The organism is Nocardioides epinepheli (assembly GCF_037936805.1).
GTDB lineage: Bacteria > Actinomycetota > Actinomycetes > Propionibacteriales > Nocardioidaceae > Nocardioides.
In genome coordinates this window covers 1-15,713 of sequence record NZ_JBBMMC010000009.1, presented here as the reverse complement: position 1 = coordinate 15,713, position 15,713 = coordinate 1, and the positions used below count along the sequence as shown (strand labels likewise).

15 protein-coding genes are annotated in these 15,713 nt (G+C 70.6%); 9 read left to right on the top strand and 6 right to left on the bottom strand.

Features of this window, described 5'->3' with window-relative positions; translation table 11 throughout:
• Positions 1-19: 19 nt before the first annotated feature.
• The 3 genes from WMR31_RS13320 to WMR31_RS13310 form a co-directional block, all read right to left on the bottom strand.
• The gene (locus tag WMR31_RS13320) at positions 20-322 is read right to left on the bottom strand and encodes an excalibur calcium-binding domain-containing protein (protein ID WP_340539335.1); all 303 of its coding nucleotides are present in this window, start codon (positions 320-322) and stop codon (positions 20-22) included.
• Positions 323-422: 100 nt separating this feature from the next.
• Entirely contained in the window at positions 423-1,064 is a 642-nt protein-coding gene (locus WMR31_RS13315; protein ID WP_340539334.1) for a LuxR C-terminal-related transcriptional regulator, read from the bottom strand.
• Complete coding sequence (locus tag WMR31_RS13310) at positions 1,016-2,155, bottom strand: sensor histidine kinase (RefSeq protein WP_340539333.1); 1,140 nt, start codon at positions 2,153-2,155, stop codon at positions 1,016-1,018. The genes WMR31_RS13315 and WMR31_RS13310 overlap by 49 nt, the downstream gene beginning before the upstream one ends.
• 151 nt (positions 2,156-2,306) lie before the next feature.
• On the opposite strand from WMR31_RS13310, the gene WMR31_RS13305 reads away from it, so the two are divergent.
• The 5 genes from WMR31_RS13305 to WMR31_RS13285 all read left to right on the top strand — a co-directional run bounded on the left by WMR31_RS13305 (position 2,307) and on the right by WMR31_RS13285 (position 8,504).
• Positions 2,307-4,526 carry an MMPL family transporter gene (locus WMR31_RS13305; RefSeq protein WP_340539332.1) on the top strand — a complete coding sequence of 740 codons (2,220 nt, stop codon included), beginning with the start codon at positions 2,307-2,309 and terminating at the stop codon, positions 4,524-4,526.
• A gap of 82 nt (positions 4,527-4,608) precedes the next feature.
• Positions 4,609-5,280 (top strand): TerD family protein, encoded by a 672-nt coding sequence (locus tag WMR31_RS13300; protein WP_340539331.1) that lies wholly within the window; start codon positions 4,609-4,611, stop codon positions 5,278-5,280.
• A 130-nt stretch (positions 5,281-5,410) separates the two neighbouring features.
• Positions 5,411-5,992: a TerD family protein gene (locus WMR31_RS13295; protein ID WP_340539330.1), complete on the top strand. Its 582-nt coding sequence runs from the start codon at positions 5,411-5,413 to the stop codon at positions 5,990-5,992.
• 73 nt (positions 5,993-6,065) lie between these two features.
• Complete coding sequence (locus tag WMR31_RS13290; RefSeq protein WP_340539329.1) at positions 6,066-7,154, top strand: DUF475 domain-containing protein; 1,089 nt, start codon at positions 6,066-6,068, stop codon at positions 7,152-7,154.
• Positions 7,155-7,292: 138 nt separating this feature from the next.
• The gene (locus WMR31_RS13285; RefSeq protein WP_340539328.1) at positions 7,293-8,504 is read left to right on the top strand and encodes a hypothetical protein; all 1,212 of its coding nucleotides are present in this window, start codon (positions 7,293-7,295) and stop codon (positions 8,502-8,504) included.
• Positions 8,505-8,521: 17 nt separating this feature from the next.
• Here the strand turns inward: WMR31_RS13285 and WMR31_RS13280 are convergent, their stop codons facing one another.
• Positions 8,522-9,427 carry a MerR family transcriptional regulator gene (locus WMR31_RS13280; RefSeq protein WP_340539327.1) on the bottom strand — a complete coding sequence of 302 codons (906 nt, stop codon included), beginning with the start codon at positions 9,425-9,427 and terminating at the stop codon, positions 8,522-8,524.
• Between the two features lie 42 nt (positions 9,428-9,469).
• Positions 9,470-9,907 carry an SRPBCC family protein gene (locus WMR31_RS13275; RefSeq protein ID WP_340539326.1) on the bottom strand — a complete coding sequence of 146 codons (438 nt, stop codon included), beginning with the start codon at positions 9,905-9,907 and terminating at the stop codon, positions 9,470-9,472.
• A gap of 95 nt (positions 9,908-10,002) precedes the next feature.
• On the opposite strand from WMR31_RS13275, the gene WMR31_RS13270 reads away from it, so the two are divergent.
• From WMR31_RS13270 to WMR31_RS13255, 4 genes are read left to right on the top strand one after another with little or no spacing between them, the layout of a single operon-like run.
• On the top strand, positions 10,003-11,286 hold the full coding sequence (locus WMR31_RS13270; RefSeq protein ID WP_340539325.1) for an NAD(P)/FAD-dependent oxidoreductase: 1,284 nt from the start codon (positions 10,003-10,005) through the stop codon (positions 11,284-11,286).
• Complete coding sequence (locus tag WMR31_RS13265; RefSeq protein ID WP_340539324.1) at positions 11,283-12,122, top strand: DUF1365 domain-containing protein; 840 nt, start codon at positions 11,283-11,285, stop codon at positions 12,120-12,122. The genes WMR31_RS13270 and WMR31_RS13265 overlap by 4 nt, the downstream gene beginning before the upstream one ends.
• Entirely contained in the window at positions 12,119-13,384 is a 1,266-nt protein-coding gene (locus WMR31_RS13260; protein WP_340539323.1) for a class I SAM-dependent methyltransferase, read from the top strand. The genes WMR31_RS13265 and WMR31_RS13260 overlap by 4 nt, the downstream gene beginning before the upstream one ends.
• A complete protein-coding gene (locus tag WMR31_RS13255; protein ID WP_340539322.1) occupies positions 13,381-14,145 on the top strand; it encodes an SDR family NAD(P)-dependent oxidoreductase in 765 nt (254 codons plus the stop codon). Before WMR31_RS13260 ends, WMR31_RS13255 begins: the two co-directional genes overlap by 4 nt.
• Before the next feature lie 9 nt (positions 14,146-14,154).
• Here WMR31_RS13255 and WMR31_RS13250 read toward each other — a convergent pair whose 3' ends face one another.
• Positions 14,155-15,369: an HNH endonuclease signature motif containing protein gene (locus WMR31_RS13250; protein ID WP_340539321.1), complete on the bottom strand. Its 1,215-nt coding sequence runs from the start codon at positions 15,367-15,369 to the stop codon at positions 14,155-14,157.
• Positions 15,370-15,713 lie beyond the last annotated feature (344 nt).

The following is a 15,713-nucleotide window of genomic DNA, read 5'->3' as shown; positions in this document are numbered from 1 at the left end:
CGTCTCGGGCGAGTGAGGCTCAGGACGTCTCGCAGGCGGTGCCGTCCTTGTCCCTGTCGAGGCGCGAGCGGTTCGTCTGGTAGACGGCCTTGGCCGTCTTGCTGGTCGAGGGCCGCCCGTAGCCTGCACGGACCTGGGCGGCAGCGGATCGGGCGCTGTTCGCGACGCCGTAGCGGTAGTCGCGGTGCAGAGCGTCGCAGTTGGCGTAGTACTTGCCGCCTGCAGCCGCGGCGTCGGCACTGGCTGGGGTGAGCGCGACGGTGGCGGTCAGCGGGGCAGCGAGCACAGCCATCGCGGCGAGGGCGGTCTTGAGGCGCAGCATCGAAGGACTCCTGAGATCGTGGGGGGAGGTGCTGCGACGAGGCTAGGTGGGCGAGGCCGTCCGTGCAGGAGATCGACGAACCGCGCCGAGCTGCTGACGCTCACATGCGCAGCCAGGCCAGCACGGCGCGGACCCGCCGGTGGTCGTCGTCGGCGGGCGGGAGGTCGAGCTTGGTGAGGATCGCGTTGATGTGCTTGGCCACCGCCTTGTCGGTGACCGTGAGCCGCGCCGCGATCGCGGCGTTCGAGCGGCCCTCGGCCATCAGTGCCAGGACCTCCCGCTCGCGTGGCGTGAGCCGCTCCAATGGCTCCTCGCCGCCTCGGGCGAGGACGGCGGCGACCACCTCGGGGTCCAAGACGGTGCCACCCGCGGCGACGCGCCGGACGCCGTCGACGAACTCCGCCACATCGGAGACCCGGTCCTTGAGCAGGTAGCCCACGGCGCCGTGGCCGCTGGCGAGGAGCTCGCGCGCGTAGAGCTGCTCGACGTACTGCGAGATCACCATCACCGGGAAGCCCGGACGTCGGGCGCGTGCGTCGATCGCGGCGCGCAGCCCCTCGTCGGTCCGGCTCGGCGGAAGTCGGACGTCGACGACGGCGGCCTCGGCGTCGGGATCGGCGAGCGCCTCGGCGAGGGTGGGGGCGTCTGCGACCGAGTGCAGGATCGTGAATCCGTTGGCCTCCAGCAGCTGGGTCATCCCGGCGCGGAGGAGGGCGTGGTCCTCGGCGAGGACAAGTCGCACGGCACCTCCAGGAGGATCTCGGTCGGCCCACCCGGTGGGCTGGTCACCACCATCGTGCCGTCGAACGACGCCAGGCGCCGCCTGATCCCCAGCATGCCGGTTCCGGCGCTCGGATCGGCGCCGCCCACCCCGTCGTCGGCGACGATCACACGTAGCCGCTCGCCGTCGTGACGCAGGTCGACGGTGGCGTGGGTGGCTCTGGAGTGCTTGCCGAGGTTGGCCAGGCACTCCGCGACCGCGAAGTAGACCGCGGACTCCACCGGTGCGCTCGGGCGCCCGGGCAGGTCGACCTCGATGCGGACGGGCAGCGCCATGTCGAGTGCGAGGGCCTCCACGGCGCCGCCGAGGCCGCGGTCGGCGAGCACCGGCGGGTGGATGCCGCGCACCACCGAGCGCAGGTCGCCGATCGCCGCCGACGCCGTCCTCCGGGCTTCGCCGATCAGCTTCTCGGCGAGCACCGGATCCGAGCCCATCGCCTGCTCGGCCAGCCCGAGGCTCATCGACAGCGCGACCAGCCTGGCCTGCGGCCCGTCGTGCAGGTCGCGTTCGAGGCGGCGCAGCTCGGCCGCGGCGTGGTCGACGGCGTCCGCGCGGGTCTCGGTCAGCACCCGCACCCGGCGTTCGAGGCTCTCGATACGGCCCGGTGCGAGGAACCACAGGTCGATCTGCGAGCGGATCTCCATCTTCGGCCGCACGGTGAACCACCACAGGGGCCAGACCGCCACGAGCATCTCGAGCACGCAGAGCAGGGAGATGATCCAGCCGAGCGTGGATGCCCACAGCAGCCAGCCCAGATCCCGCCAGGTCATCGGGTCGCGCGCCACCGCGGCGAGCGCCGCGAGCGGCCGCCGCGGCACAGGTCGGTAGGGGCGCGGCACCTCGACCCCCAGGACGTCGGCGGCCATCTGCCGCTGCCAGCCGGCGATCGCGCGGGTGGACGGCAGCGCCACCGCCAGCAGTAGGGCGCCGACCCACACGATCAGGAGCGCGCCGCCGATCACGGTGAGCACCAACAGCACCAGCGCGAGGATCCCGAGCAGGAGCTGCGCGGCGGCGTAGCCCGTCAGGCGCAGGCGGCTCGGCTCCGTCATGGCCCCATTCTCGTGCGCTGTCGGCGTCGGCGCAGTGGTGCTAGCACCACTGCGATCCGGGGTGTCTGCGCTCCTGATCACGGCGCGCTCAGGCGCGAGGTTGGAGGCGTCCGAGTCGACGAGCTGCCCTTCCACCTCGAGGAGTACCGCTGTGAGCAACCCCCTGACCCTGCTCCCGCGCCGCGCGGCCCGGTGGAGCGCGACGCATCCCTGGCGCGCCATCGGAGCGTGGTTGGCCTTCGTGGCCGCCGCGATCGCGCTGGGATCGATGATCTCCATCCACGAGGCGACCGAGGCCGACCACCGCCTCGGCGACTCCGGTCGCGCCGACGCGCTGGTCGTGGCCGCGGGGCTCGACGAGCCCGACCGTGAGAACGTCCTGATCACCTCAGCCGGCTCCGCCCACCTCGACCAGCACGCGGCCGAGAGGGCCGCGGACGACGTCGCCACCCGGTTCGTCGGCGTGGACGGCGTGGCGGGCGTGGCCGGCCCGCAGTGGAGCCCCGACCGTTCCGCGCTCCTGGTGCCCGTCCAGCTCACCCGCGATGCCGCCGACGACGGCGACCGGGTGGCCGACGCACTCCACGCTGCGACCACGGCCGTCCAGGAGCAGCACCCGGACGTCGTCGTCCGGGTCGCCGGGGACGTGACCCTCGGCGCGGCGATCGACCAGCGGGTCGCGGACGACCTGTCCTCGGCCGAGGGCATCAGCCTGCCGATCACGCTCGTGCTCATGCTGGTGGCCTTCGGGGCCCTCATCGCGGCCGGCATCCCGGTCCTGCTCGCGGCGTCCAGCGTCGCGGCCACGATCGGCCTGCTCGGTCCGCTCTCGCGGCTGGTGCCGGCCGAGCCCAGCGTGACCAGCATGATCGTGCTCATCGGGATGGCCGTCGGAGTCGACTACTCGCTGTTCTACCTCAAGCGCGAGCGCGAGGAACGCGCCGCCGGACACGGCACCGTGGACGCCGTCGAGATCGCGGCGGAGACCTCCGGGCACTCGATCCTCGTCTCGGGCGGAGCCGTGATCGCGGCCATGAGCGGCCTGTTCCTCGTCGGCGATGTCATCTTCAACAGCCTGGCCGTCGGCGCGATCGTCGTGGTCGCCGTGGCGGTCCTCGGCTCGATCACCGTGCTCCCGGCGGTGCTGGTCAAGCTCGGCCGCTGGGTCGACCGGCCGCGGGTGCCGTTGCTGTGGCGCCTGAACCGCCGGATCGGTCGCGGTGGGCTCAGCCGACGCATCCTGGCGCCGGTGCTGCGGCATCCGGCTATTGCGCTGGTGCTCGCCGGTCTCGCCGTCGTCGCCCTGGCGTTTCCGGCACTGAGCCTGCGCATCCACTCCAGCAACCTCGACACGCTGCCCGCCTCGATCCCCGAGGTGCAGACCATGCGCACCCTCACCACGGCGTTCCCGAGTGAGGGCGCGGTCGCCACCGTCGTGGTGAAGGCCTCCCCGGACGACGCCGACCGAGTCAGCGCCGTCCTGACCGGACTGGAGCGGGACGCCGTCGGGACCGGCCGGTTCGAGAAGTCGGGCGAGGCGGTGCAGACCTCGGACGATCGGACCACGTCCTTGCTCCACCTCGCGATGCCCTACGACGAGTCCGACGAGCGCGTCGACGAGGCGCTGCGCGACCTGCGCTCCGACCTGGTGCCCGCCGCGTTCGATCACGGTCCGGGCGCGGACCTCGGCGCGGAGGTCGTGGTCGGCGGCGGAGCCGCCGAGAGCCTCGACTTCGCCGACCGGCTCGGTGGCCGGCTGCCGCTGGTGATCGGCTTCGTGCTCGCCCTGATGTTCGTGATGATGCTGGTGAACTTCCGCAGCATCGTGATCGCCGCACTCTCGACCGCGCTCACGCTCGCCTCGGTGGGCGTCGCGTTCGGCTTCCTCGTCGTGGTCTTCCAGCACGGTGTCGGCGCGGACCTGCTCGACTTCACCACGCCGGGCTACGCGATCGACTGGCTGCCGCTGTTCATCATGGTGGTGCTCGTCGGTCTCTCGATGGACTACCACGTGTTCGTCGTCAGCCGGATCCGCGAGCACGTCGCGAACGGGCTCCCGACCCGCGTGGCCGTCGAACGGGGGATTCGCGACACCGCCGGCGTCGTCACCAGCGCCGCCGCCGTCATGGTGTCGGTGTTCGCGATCTTCGCGACCCTCTCGATGCTCGAGATGAAGATGATGGGCGTCGGGCTGGCCGTGGCGATCCTGCTCGACGCCACGATCATCCGCTTGGTGCTGCTGCCCGCGGCGCTGGCGCTGTTGGGGGAGCGGGCCTGGTGGCCGAGCCGGCCACGCCCGGTACGGCCCGCGCCGCTGGACTGGGACACCGCGGCGCCGCACGCTCCGAAGGAGGCGGGCGCGTTGACGTGACCGCAGTGGGTGGCGCAGGCGGGTGCCGCGGTGGCTGGGACGGCGGGTGGCGCCGCGATCGTTCGGCGGGGGAGGATGAGGCATGCCCGACGACTCGTTCGACCCGAGCCGCTACGACGCCGTCAAGGGTCATCGTGGCGCCACCAAGGTCTCGTTGACGCCGGCCGCCCCGCGCGTCTCACTCACCAAGGCGGTCTCGGACGCCGGCCGGCTGCGGGTGAACCTGAACTGGAACCAGGGCAGCCGCGCCGGCGCCAGCTTCCTCAAGCGGAGCAGCGGGCGCGGCGGCGTCGATCTCGACCTGGGCTGCCTCTACGAGCTCGTCGACGGCTCGAAGGGGGCGGTGCAGGCTCTCGGGAACTCCCTGCGCGGCCAGCACTCGGTGGGCGGCAGCCCGATCTGCTGGCTCGACGGCGACGACCGGTCCGGCGCCAACCGCGACGGCGAGAACCTGTTCGTCGACCTGGCCCACCTCGGGCTGATCCGGCGGGTGCTGGTCTATGCGTTCATCTACGAGGGCGTGCCGAACTGGGCCGCCGCGGACGGGGTCGTGACCCTGTTCCCGACGTCCGGACCGACCGTCGAGGTGCGCCTGGACGCGAGCAGCAACCAGGCGCGGATGTGCGCGATCGCGCTGCTGGAGAACGCCGGTGGCGACTTCTCGGTCCAGCGCGAGGTGCGCTACGTCGGGGGGCATCCCGAGCTCGACAACGCCTACGGCTGGGGCCTGCAGTGGGCTCCGGGGTCCAAGTGATCGACGCGCGCCGAGCCCGCGGGGTGGCGGTTTGACCATCCATTTGTAGTCTTGCCGCTGTAAACCCGTACGCATCACCACACCGCATCGATCCCGTGGTCCGTCCGGGCCACGAACACAAGGAGTTCACATGGTCGTCAGCCTGTCCAAGGGCGGAAACGTCTCCCTCACCAAGGAAGCCGGCCCCGCCGGTCTGAACAAGGTCATCGTCGGCCTCGGGTGGGACGTGCGCACCACCACCGGTCAGGACTTCGACCTCGACGCCTCGGCGCTGCTGTGCAACGAGGCCGGCAAGGTCGTCAGTGACCAGCACTTCGTGTTCTACAACAACCTCACCTCGCCCGACGGCAACGTCGTCCACCAAGGCGACAACCGCACCGGTGAGGGCGAGGGCGACGACGAGGTCGTCGACGTGAACCTCGCCGGCATGGGACCCGACGTCGACAAGGTCGTCTTCCCGGTCTCGATCGACCAGGCCGACGCCCGCGGCCAGAACTTCGGCCAGGTCACCGGCGCGTTCATCCGCGTCGTCAACGCCGACAACGGCACCGAGCTGGCCCGTTACGACCTCTCCGAGGACGCCTCGAGCGAGACCGCGATGGTCTTCGGCGAGATCTACCGCAACGGTGGCGAGTGGAAGTTCCGCGCCATCGGGCAGGGTTACGCCTCGGGTCTGGCGGGCATCGTCCGCGACTACGGCGTCAACCTCTGACCCACCCCTACACGACGGTGCGGCGGCCGGGGACTCACCCGGCCGCCGCACCGCTTATGAGAAAGCAGTACTCGTGGAGCTGATCAAGACCCTTCGGTGGTCGTTCCTCATCACCCTCATCGGTCTGGCGGCCGCGCTCTGGTACGGCGGCCCCACGGGGCTGGCGATCACCGCGATCCTGATCGTGCTCGAGGTCTCGCTGTCCTTCGACAACGCCGTGGTCAACGCCAAGGTGCTGGTCCGGATGTCGGAGTTCTGGGTCAAGATCTTCTTGACCGTCGGCATCCTCATCGCCGTCTTCGGCATGCGGCTGCTCTTCCCGCTGGTCATCGTGTTCGTGACCGCCGACCTGTCTCCGGTGGAGGCCTGGCGCCTCGCCCTGGAGAAGGGCGACCCGCACACGCCGGGCACCTACGGCTACATCCTCGAGGAGGCCCGTCCCCTCATCGCCGCGTTCGGCGGCATGTTCCTGCTGATGATCTTCCTCGACTTCATCTTCGACGAGGACAAGGAGCACCACTGGATCGGCCCGCTGGAGCGGCTGTTCTCCAAGATGGCCGCGTTCCCGGCGATCTCGCCGCTGGTCGGCCTCATCGTGCTCTTCAGCTTCGGCTACGCCTTCCCCGAGCACCGTTCGGACATGCTCGCCGCCGGCATCTTCGGCATGATCCTGTACCTGCTCGTCGGCGGCCTCGGTGACTTCTTCGACGGCGGCTTCGACGACGAGGACGAGAGCGAGGAGGCCGAGGCGGCGCGCGCCAAGGGGCAGGTCGTCAAGGCCACCGGCAAGGCGGCGTTCTCGCTGTTCCTCTACCTCGAGCTCCTCGACGCCAGCTTCAGCTTCGACGGCGTCATCGGGGCCTTCGCGATCACCTCCGACCCGATCATCATCGCGATCGGTCTCGGTGTCGGTGCCTTCTACGTCCGCTCGATCACGATCTACCTGGTCCACAAGGGGACCTTGTCCGAGTACGTCTTCCTCGAGCACGGTGCGCACTGGGCCATCGCGGCCCTGGCCTTCCTGCTGCTGATCTCGCCCGGTTGGCACGCGCCCGAGGTCGTGATCGGCCTGATCGGCGTCGGCTTCATCGCCGTGGCCGTCTGGTCCAGCATCCGTTACAACAAGTCGCACGCCGACGAGGACCACACCCTCCACGTGTGACCCCCTCGTGCGCTGACCCGTCCGCCATAGCTGACGGGTCACCGTCGTCCTTACGCTGACCCGTCCGCTATAGCTGACGGGTCAGCGTTCATTTCGGCCCCGGGAGAGGGGCTCGGTGGCGCCTCATAGGATGTGAGCGTGTCCCGTCGCCCTCCCTCGCAGCGTGAGGCGACCCAGCAGGCGCTCGACCAGCTGATGGAGGACTTCCGACACCTCGACAGCTCCCAGCGGACCCTGCGCGGCATGGTCGAGAGCTTCGAGGCCTATCTGCCGCAGCGGGCGGCGGCGTCCGGACTGGTGCCGCGGTTCCGGGTGCTCGACGCCGAGGCCGAGAAGCTGATCCTGGAGTACCTCGACGTCCTCGACCAGCACCCGTTCGACGAGTCGCTCGATCTCAACCGGCTCGGCGCGGCCCATCGTGCCTACGCCGACATCGGGCCGCGGCTGGCCAAGCAGGCCGCCGCCATGGATCAGGTCGTCAACGACTACGACGCCGAGCTGACCCGCATCGGCACGCAGGTCCAACGCGGACGGACCATGAAGGAGGACGCCGCGGGGCTGGCCGGCCGGGTCGCGGCCGCCGCGACCCGGCTGCGCGACTCCGGCCTGGAGGTGCCCGAGCTCAACGGGCTGCTGGCGCGCACTCGCGCCGCCGCTGTCGCGGCCAACGACTGGGCGCCGGCCGCCGGGTTCCCGGCGCTGGAGCAAGCGGTCGCCGAGCTGCAGTCGCTCGCCGTCGAGACCGAGAAGCTGGCCGAGGACTACCCCCAGCGCGTCGCGCACGCCCGGACCCGCCGTTCTTCGCTGAGCACCAAGGCGCAGGCGATCGAGTCACGAATGGAGCGGATACCGGACACCATGGCGGTGCTGCGCCGCGAGTTCAGCCTCGGCAACTGGCGCGATGTCGACGACGTCGGCGAGCGGGTCAAGCAGGCCCTGAGCCTGGCCCGAGGAAAGCTGCACGACTTCGATCGTCTCGTCGACGCCGGCGCCGAGTGGGCGCTGCCGCTGCGGCTGATCGACGAGGCCCGTGCCGCCCTCGACGAGGCCGGTGCCCTGGTCGATGCCCCCGCCGAGCGGCTCAACGCGCTGCGAGCGGTCAAGGCCGACCCCGAGGAGCTGCTCCGCAAGGTCCGGTTCCGGTTGCGCGATGCCCAGCTCCTCGTCACCCACCAGCCGCGACCCGGCGGTGACGCCGTCGGCCGTGACCTCGACGCGCTGGCCCGGCGACTCGACGCACTGCGCGCGACCTTCGAGGGGGTCCACCCCGATTACTGGGCCGGCCTCCAGGAGGCCGACCGAATCCAGGCGGCGGTCCAGCAGCAGGTGGAGCGCTTCCGAGGCCTGTGACCTTCGAGCCTGGTGGGTCAGCGGCTCGCCCGGGCCCGCGCCCGGGCCGGCGAGGTGAGGAGGTCGGTCAGTCGGACGACGGCCGGACCCACCGAATGCCCCAGGCGCACACACTCGGGCGGGGCGAGATCCTGGGCGGCCCCGCCGACGGCGATGAGCAGCCCGGGGTCCTGGGCTCGAAGCTGGGCCACCGTGGCTTCGAGGGCTGCTAGGTCGGAGTCCATGGAGGCGGTCAGGACCACCGCCGTCGGACCGATGGCCTCCACCGCGGTGCTCCAGTCCTTGAGCGGGACGTCGGCGCCGAGCCACGTGGTGGACAGCCCGTGCCGGCGGGCGGCGGTCGCGAACGCCAGCAGGCCGAGCTCGTGTCGAGACTTGGCGGGGAGGCCGACCAGGATGCGTGGCCCCAGGGCGTTCTCGCCGGCCGCCTCGTAGACGGCGGCGAGCCGACGCTGGACGCCGCCGGCGACCAGGTGCTCGCCGGCCACGGTGACCTCGCCGCGCTCCCAGGCCTGGCCGAGCGCGACCAGGGTGGGCAGCAGCCAGTCGTCGGCGACCGACTCGAAGGTGGTGGCGGCGAACCGTCGGTCCAAGACGATGTCGAGAGTGTGTGGATCGAGGTCGATGGCGGCCCGGATGAACTCCGCCGTGTCACGCTCGAGAACTCCGCTCGCCTGGGGCTCCGGCGTGGGTTGGCCGGGCCGCGAGGCCTGGTGCAGCACCTCGTCGGCCGCAGCACGCACCGCCCACCCCGACTCGATCAGACGGTGCATCGTGGTGAGGGAGCCGACCGTCGCCTCGTCGTAGAGGCGATAGCCCGACTCGGTCCGATGGGTCGCGCCGATTCCGTAGCGTCGCTCCCACGCCCGCAGGGTCGCTTCGCTGACGCCGACCATCTCGGCGGCCCGCTTGATCGTGTACATACTCCTCCCAGCTACCTCATCGAGTTCATCACACGTGCTCGCTCAGGCAAGAGCCTGCTCCATGCCGCGCTGGGCATTGTCCCCGAGACGCTTGAGCGCCGGCGCCAGCAGTGGCGCGACGAACCGTGCCAGGCCCCGGAACTCGAACTCGGCCTGGTAGGTCACCCTCGTTCCCCCGGACGTGGTGGGGACCAGGGTCATCGTGTCCTTCGCGATCACGGTCTTGTTCTCCCCGCGTAGCCGGATGCGCTTCGGGGGGTCGGCCTCCTCCACGACGTAGGTCAGCTCGGTCGTCCGGCCGAGGAAGCGGGTGCGGTTGCGGTACTTCGCGCCGACGCCGTCGCCACCTCCGGGGGCGGCCGCGACGAGCGTGGTGCTCTCCGTGGCCGGCTCCCACTCCTCGGTGGTGGTGAAGTCCACCAGATAGACGTAGACCTCGGCCGCGGGCCGAGGGGAGTTCACCGTGCGGACCAGCTTCACAAGCTTAACCTAACCTTTGACAAACCTGATACAAACACCTTAACGTCTCGAATCGGGAGTGGCAATGGCTGCTCCGCCTACCGAAGGGAACGGGCATGGGCGACACCAATCGGCGAACCGTGGCGGTGATCGGCGCGGGAGTATCGGGCCTGAGCGCGGCGCACGTCCTCAACGGCGAGCGGGCGGTGACCCTCTACGAGGCGGACACGCGGCTCGGCGGTCACGCGCACACCCACGACGTCGCAGTGAGCGCCACGGACGCCGGCGGCGACACGGTGCCGGTCGACAGCGGCTTCATCGTCCACAACGAGCGGACCTACCCCCACCTGCTGCGCCTGTTCGCCGACCTCGGAGTCGAGACTCGTCCCACCGAGATGAGCATGAGCATCACCTGCAGCACCTGCGGGCTCTCCTACGCCGGAGGCCGCGGCGCCCGCGGCATCTTCGCCCAGCCCTGGCGAGCCGGCGATCCCCGGTTCATCCGGATGCTCGCCGAGGTGCCGCGCTTTCACCGTGCGGCCCGGCGCGTCCTGGAGTCGGAGGGCGACGAGACGACGTGGGGAGACTTCCTCGCCTCCCTGGGCTACTCCGAGCACTTCGTGCGGCACTTCGCGGTGCCCCTCGTGTCCTGCGTCTGGTCCGCCGACGAGGCCGACGCCCTGGCCTATCCGGCGCGGCACCTGTTCCGGTTCCTCGACCACCACGGGATGCTGAGCGTCTCGGGCTCGCCGACCTGGCGCACCGTGGTCGGCGGATCCCGGACCTACGTCGAGCGTGTGGCCGAGCGGCTTCCGGACGTGCGCAGGGAGGCGCCGGTCGTCGCCGTACGGCGTCACCCCGACGGCGTCGACGTGGTCACCCGCGACGGGTCGATCGAGACCTACGACCAGGTGGTCCTGGCCACCCACGCCGACCAGGCGCTCGAGCTGCTGGCCGACGCCACCCCCGAGGAGAAGCAGGACCTCGGCGCGATCGGGTACTCCACGAACGAGGCCGTCCTGCATCGCGACAGCTCCCTGCTGCCCGGCCGCCCGGCCGCGCGGGCCTCCTGGAACCACGTGACGACCTGCGGGACCGACGACGCCCGCGCCTCGGTGGCGGTGACGTACTGGATGAACCGCCTCCAGGGTCTGGACACCGCCGACGACCTGCTGGTGACGCTGAACGGCTCAGACAAGGTCGACCCCGACGCCGTCATCGCGCAGATGGACTACGACCATCCCATCTTCACGCCGGAGGCGGTGCGGGCCGCCGAGCGGCTGCGCGAGGCCGGTGGGGACCGGCTCGCCTTCGCAGGCGCGCACCTCGGGTGGGGATTCCACGAGGACGGGTGCCGTTCCGGCGTCGATGCGGCCCGCGCGTTGGGCGTGTCCTGGTGACCCTCGCGCCCGAGGCGGGTACCACCCCCGCCTCGACCTCCAGCTCGACCTCCAGCTCGACCTCCAGCGATCCCGCGCCCGTCCCGGCCGCCGTCGACCTCCCCCCGTTGCCCGCTCTCGTGGTCGGCACGGTGGGCCACACGCGGCATCATCCGGTCAAGCACCGGTTCGTCTACGACCACTACCAGTGGCTGGTCGACCTCGACCAGATCCCGCGCTATCGGTGGCCGCTGAGCTGGCTGGCTCGATTCGACGCCCGGGACCACTTCGACCGCGGCCGGCTCGGTGGCGGCATCAGGGGTGACCTCAAGCGGTGGCTGGCCGGACGCGGCATCGAGCTCGACACCGATGACCGCGTGCTGATGCTGGCCCACGCCAGAGTCCTCGGGCACGTGTTCGACCCGCTGTCGGTGTTCTGGGTACTCGACCCGGACTCGACGCTCAAGGCCGTCGTGTTCGAGGTCCACAACACCTACGGCGAGCGCCATGCCTATCTGGTCGACCTCGATGCCGACGGGCACGGCGAGGTGGACAAGGCCTTCTATGTCTCACCCTTCAACGACACCAGCGGCACGTACCGGATCTCGGTCGGGTTGTACTCCTCCAGGGTGAGGTTGAGCATCACCTTGGAGCGAGAGGGTGATCGTGTGATGACGGCGTATGTCACCGGAACACCGCGGGCGGCCACGGCCTCCCGGCTCGCTCGGGTCGCGGCCCGGCACTTCCTCATGACCCAGCGGGTCAGCCTGCTGATCCGCTGGCACGGGATCCGGCTGTGGCTCGGCCGGCTCCCTGTGCGGCCGCGGCCCCTGCACTCGGAGGAGGCGGTTCGATGACCGCCTGCGCCCAGCGCCTGGACACGTTTCCCGCCACCGATCGCGGCGAGGCCCGTGGACCACGAGTCGCGCTCGCCCGCCGGGTCGTGCGAGCGGCACTCGAGCGCGTGCCGGTCCGGGTACGGATGCCGGACGGCTCGTGGTGGACGCGTCACCAGGACGACTCCCTGCCGGCCATCGAGATGATCCGTCCCGACGCGCTCTTCGCCCGAATCGCCGCCAGCCCCAAGATCGGCATCGGGGAGGGCTACATGGCCGGCGACTGGCAGGTCGATGCGGGCACCGACCTCGCCGCCGCTCTGCTTCCGTTCGCCGAGCGGATGTCCAGTGCCGTACCGCCGGCGCTGCTTCGGCTCCGGGGCCTGGTCGATCGCCCGATCCCGCTGCGGCACCGCAACTCGCCCGAGGGCTCGCGCCGCAACATCGAGGCCCACTACGACCTGAGCAACGATCTGTTCGAGACCTTCCTCGACGACTCGTTGAGCTACAGCTCCGCGCTCTTCGACGACGCGACCGGGTGGGCGAGCCAGGATCTGGTCTCGGCCCAGGAGCGCAAGGTCGATGCGATCCTCGATCTGGCTCGTGTCGGCCCGGGCAGCTCGGTCCTCGAGATCGGCACCGGCTGGGGAACGCTGGCGATCCGAGCCGCGATGCGTGGCGCCCGAGTGCTCACCATCACGCTCTCGCACGAGCAGGCGGCGCTTGCCCGTCGCCGGATCCGCGAGGCCGGTCTCGACGCCTCGGTTGAGGTGCGGATCGCCGACTATCGCGAGGTGCGTGGAACCTACGACGCTGTGGTCAGCGTGGAGATGATCGAGGCGGTTGGGGAGGAGTTCTGGCCTGCCTACTTCGGCTCCCTCGATCGTATGCTCGCACCCGGCGGCACGGTGGCGATCCAGGCGATCTTGATGGAGCACGACCGCTATCGAGCCACCCGCCGGTCCTACGGGTGGATCCAGAAGCACATCTTCCCCGGCGGCCTCATCCCGTCGCTGCGGGCGATCGAGGAGGTCGCCGCATCCGCCACGACGCTGCAGGCCGACCATGTGCACCGGTTCGGCCTGCACTACGCCGAGACGCTGCGCCGCTGGCGCGAGGCCTTCGTGGCCGCTGCCGACCGGGTGGACGCGCTCGGCTTCGATGAGACCTTCCGCCGCAAGTGGGAGTTCTACCTGGCCTACTGCGAGGCAGGCTTCGCCGCCGGCTATCTCGACGTCGCCCAGATCCGCCTGACCCGACCTACCGACGAGGTGCCTGCATGAGCCACCACCAGCTTGCCGGACGACGCTTCTGGCTCATCGGCGCCAGTAGCGGGATCGGGGCGGCGCTAGCTCGCGTGCTCGTCGAGCGCGGTGCGCACGTGGCGATCAGCGCACGCGACGCCGACGCGCTCGCCGAGGTCGCCGGCACGACGATGTCGGCGGTTCCCCTCGACGCCACCGACCGTGACGCCGTCGAGGCGGCGGCCGCGCAGGTGCGCGACGCGCTCGGCGGCATCGACGCGATGGTCTGGTGCGCGGGGCTGTGGAAGCAGTTCGACGCCGCCACCTGGGACGCCGACGTCTTCGAGCAGCATGTGGAGGTCAACCTGCTCGGGCTGAACAACGTGCTCGCCGTCGTCGTGCCGCCGATGGTGCGGGTGGGATCGGGACAGATCGTGACCGTCGCCTCCGTTGCCGGCTTCCGCGGTCTCGCCGGGTCGGAGGCCTATGGCGCCACCAAGGCCGCCCAGATCAACCTGATGGAGGCGCTGCGGGCCGCGGTGTCGCGTCGCGGCGTCGTGGTGACCACGGTGGCGCCCGGCTTCGTCCGGACCCCGATGACGGCGTCCAACCGGTTCAAGATGCCCTTCATGGTCGAGCCCGAGGAGGCGGCCCGAGCGATCGCCGACGGCCTCGAGCGCGGGCGTACCGAGATCGTCTTCCCCTGGCAGATGGCGGTCCTGATGAAGCTGGCTCGGATCCTCCCGACCCCGGTGTGGACCGCGATCTCCAAGCGAATGGCGCGCAGCACCGCGAAGTGACGTCGCCGGCTACGTCCGCATCGGATGCTCACTACCTGTGGCGTGGAGTTGGTGGTGGTGGAAGGGGCAGTGGAGTCGGGCGTCTTTGGTGTTGGTGTCGCCTCCGTCTTGCCAGGAGTGGGTGTGGTGGGTGTGGCAGTACGCCGCGGGCGTGTCGCAGACGGGGGTTTGGCAGTGCTGCTGGGTGAGGGCGATCGCGAGGCGTTGGGCTGGGGTGTGGAAGCGGCGGGTGCGGCCGAGGTCGAGGACCTCGCTGTTGCCGTTGAGGATGGCGGGGATGATCCCGGCTTCGCAGGCGAGGCGGCGGGCCTGGCTGGGTGAGATGTCGATGCTGGTGTCGAGGTGGGCTGCTTCGAGTCCGCCGAGCAGTGTTTCCAGTTGCATGGTGACGATGACGGTGGCGTTGAGTCCGCCGGTCTTGGGGAGCTTCTCGGTGGGGAACCGTTCGACGTATTCGGCGAAGGCCTGCCCGAGTCTTTGTGGAGTGGGCTTGGCGTAGTCGTACGAGCCGGCGCCGTCGGTGGCGCGGACGTGTTTGGGTGCGGCGAGTGCGGTGAGGGCTTTGCGGAGCATCGAGCCTTGGGCGGCGGGGAGGGTGAACCGTCCGTGGGTGAGGCCTTGGTCGTCGTCGTAGATCGCGAACGTCGTGTGTTTCCGGGCGCGGGCTTCTTCGGCTTCCAAGAGTCGGGCTTCGTGTGCGTCGGCGCGGGCGGGGTCGATGACTTCGAGGATGCGGCGGCCGAGGATCTTCAAGGCTTTCGCGTCGTGGTGGGCGGCTTCTGCGAGGAGGTGCTTCTCGGCGAGGTCGCGGTGCTCGGGGTCGAGTTCGTCGACCGCCGCAACGATCACGGCGGCTTGGTCGGGCAGCACCCGGCCCTCGGCCGCCGCGATCCGGGTTTGTTCGTGGGTCGCGAGCTCGTGGGCGAGGCGGGTGGTGCGGTGCGCGTGGCCGGGGGTGATCGGGACCAGACGGCGGAGCCAGGCGCTGGTGGTGCGGGCGCCGATCGTGCCGGGCAGGTCGAGCGCCTCGGCCTGGGTGAGGATGCGGGCCTCGAGCTCGGCGAGGCTGGCGGTGACTTCGGACAGGTCGACCAGCAAGGCAGCGGTGTCGTCGGCGTCGAGGCTCCATAAGGGGGTGTCGACGTGGCCGGCGAGGTCTTTCTTGAACCGCGCGACCAGGACCGCGAGCGGGTGCCCGGTCCCGGTGTCGGTGGTGGCGGCCATGTCTGATTCTACCTCGTCCGACGCGGATTCGCTAGTGTGTTCTAGTCGGCCTTCTCGGGAAGTTGGGCGGTGAGGGGTGCCGGGGTTTCGTTGGCGCTCGCTGGCGCTCGCTTGCTCAACCTCCGGCGGGGCGCAACCGACCCCGGAAACGCGAGTAGCGCGGCCCGCGCGCGGCCACCCACCACCCAGGTCGGTCGATCAACGGATCGCAGCATCGCACCACGAGAGTTGCGCAGTCGGTTGCCGGGGTTTCGTCGGCGCTCGCTGGCTGTTGTGGGTAGGGAGGTTGGTGACAGCTCGGCGTGGCGGGGTGGGTAGAGGGCCTTTCCGCGTGTTCGGTGTGT

Bases quoted from the DNA above. Each gene is read 5' to 3' on its own strand.
- WMR31_RS13320 (WP_340539335.1), bottom strand. From the start codon at position 322: ATGCTGCGCCTCAAGACCGCCCTCGCCGCGATGGCTGTGCTCGCTGCC.
- WMR31_RS13310 (WP_340539333.1), bottom strand. From the start codon at position 2,155: ATGACGGAGCCGAGCCGCCTGCGCCTGACGGGCTACGCCGCCGCGCAG.
- WMR31_RS13300 (WP_340539331.1), top strand. From the start codon at position 4,609: ATGCCCGACGACTCGTTCGACCCGAGCCGCTACGACGCCGTCAAGGGT.
- WMR31_RS13295 (WP_340539330.1), top strand. From the start codon at position 5,411: ATGGTCGTCAGCCTGTCCAAGGGCGGAAACGTCTCCCTCACCAAGGAA.
- WMR31_RS13280 (WP_340539327.1), bottom strand. From the start codon at position 9,427: ATGTACACGATCAAGCGGGCCGCCGAGATGGTCGGCGTCAGCGAAGCG.
- WMR31_RS13270 (WP_340539325.1), top strand. From the start codon at position 10,003: ATGGGCGACACCAATCGGCGAACCGTGGCGGTGATCGGCGCGGGAGTA.
- WMR31_RS13260 (WP_340539323.1), top strand. From the start codon at position 12,119: ATGACCGCCTGCGCCCAGCGCCTGGACACGTTTCCCGCCACCGATCGC.
- WMR31_RS13255 (WP_340539322.1), top strand. From the start codon at position 13,381: ATGAGCCACCACCAGCTTGCCGGACGACGCTTCTGGCTCATCGGCGCC.
- WMR31_RS13250 (WP_340539321.1), bottom strand. From the start codon at position 15,369: ATGGCCGCCACCACCGACACCGGGACCGGGCACCCGCTCGCGGTCCTG.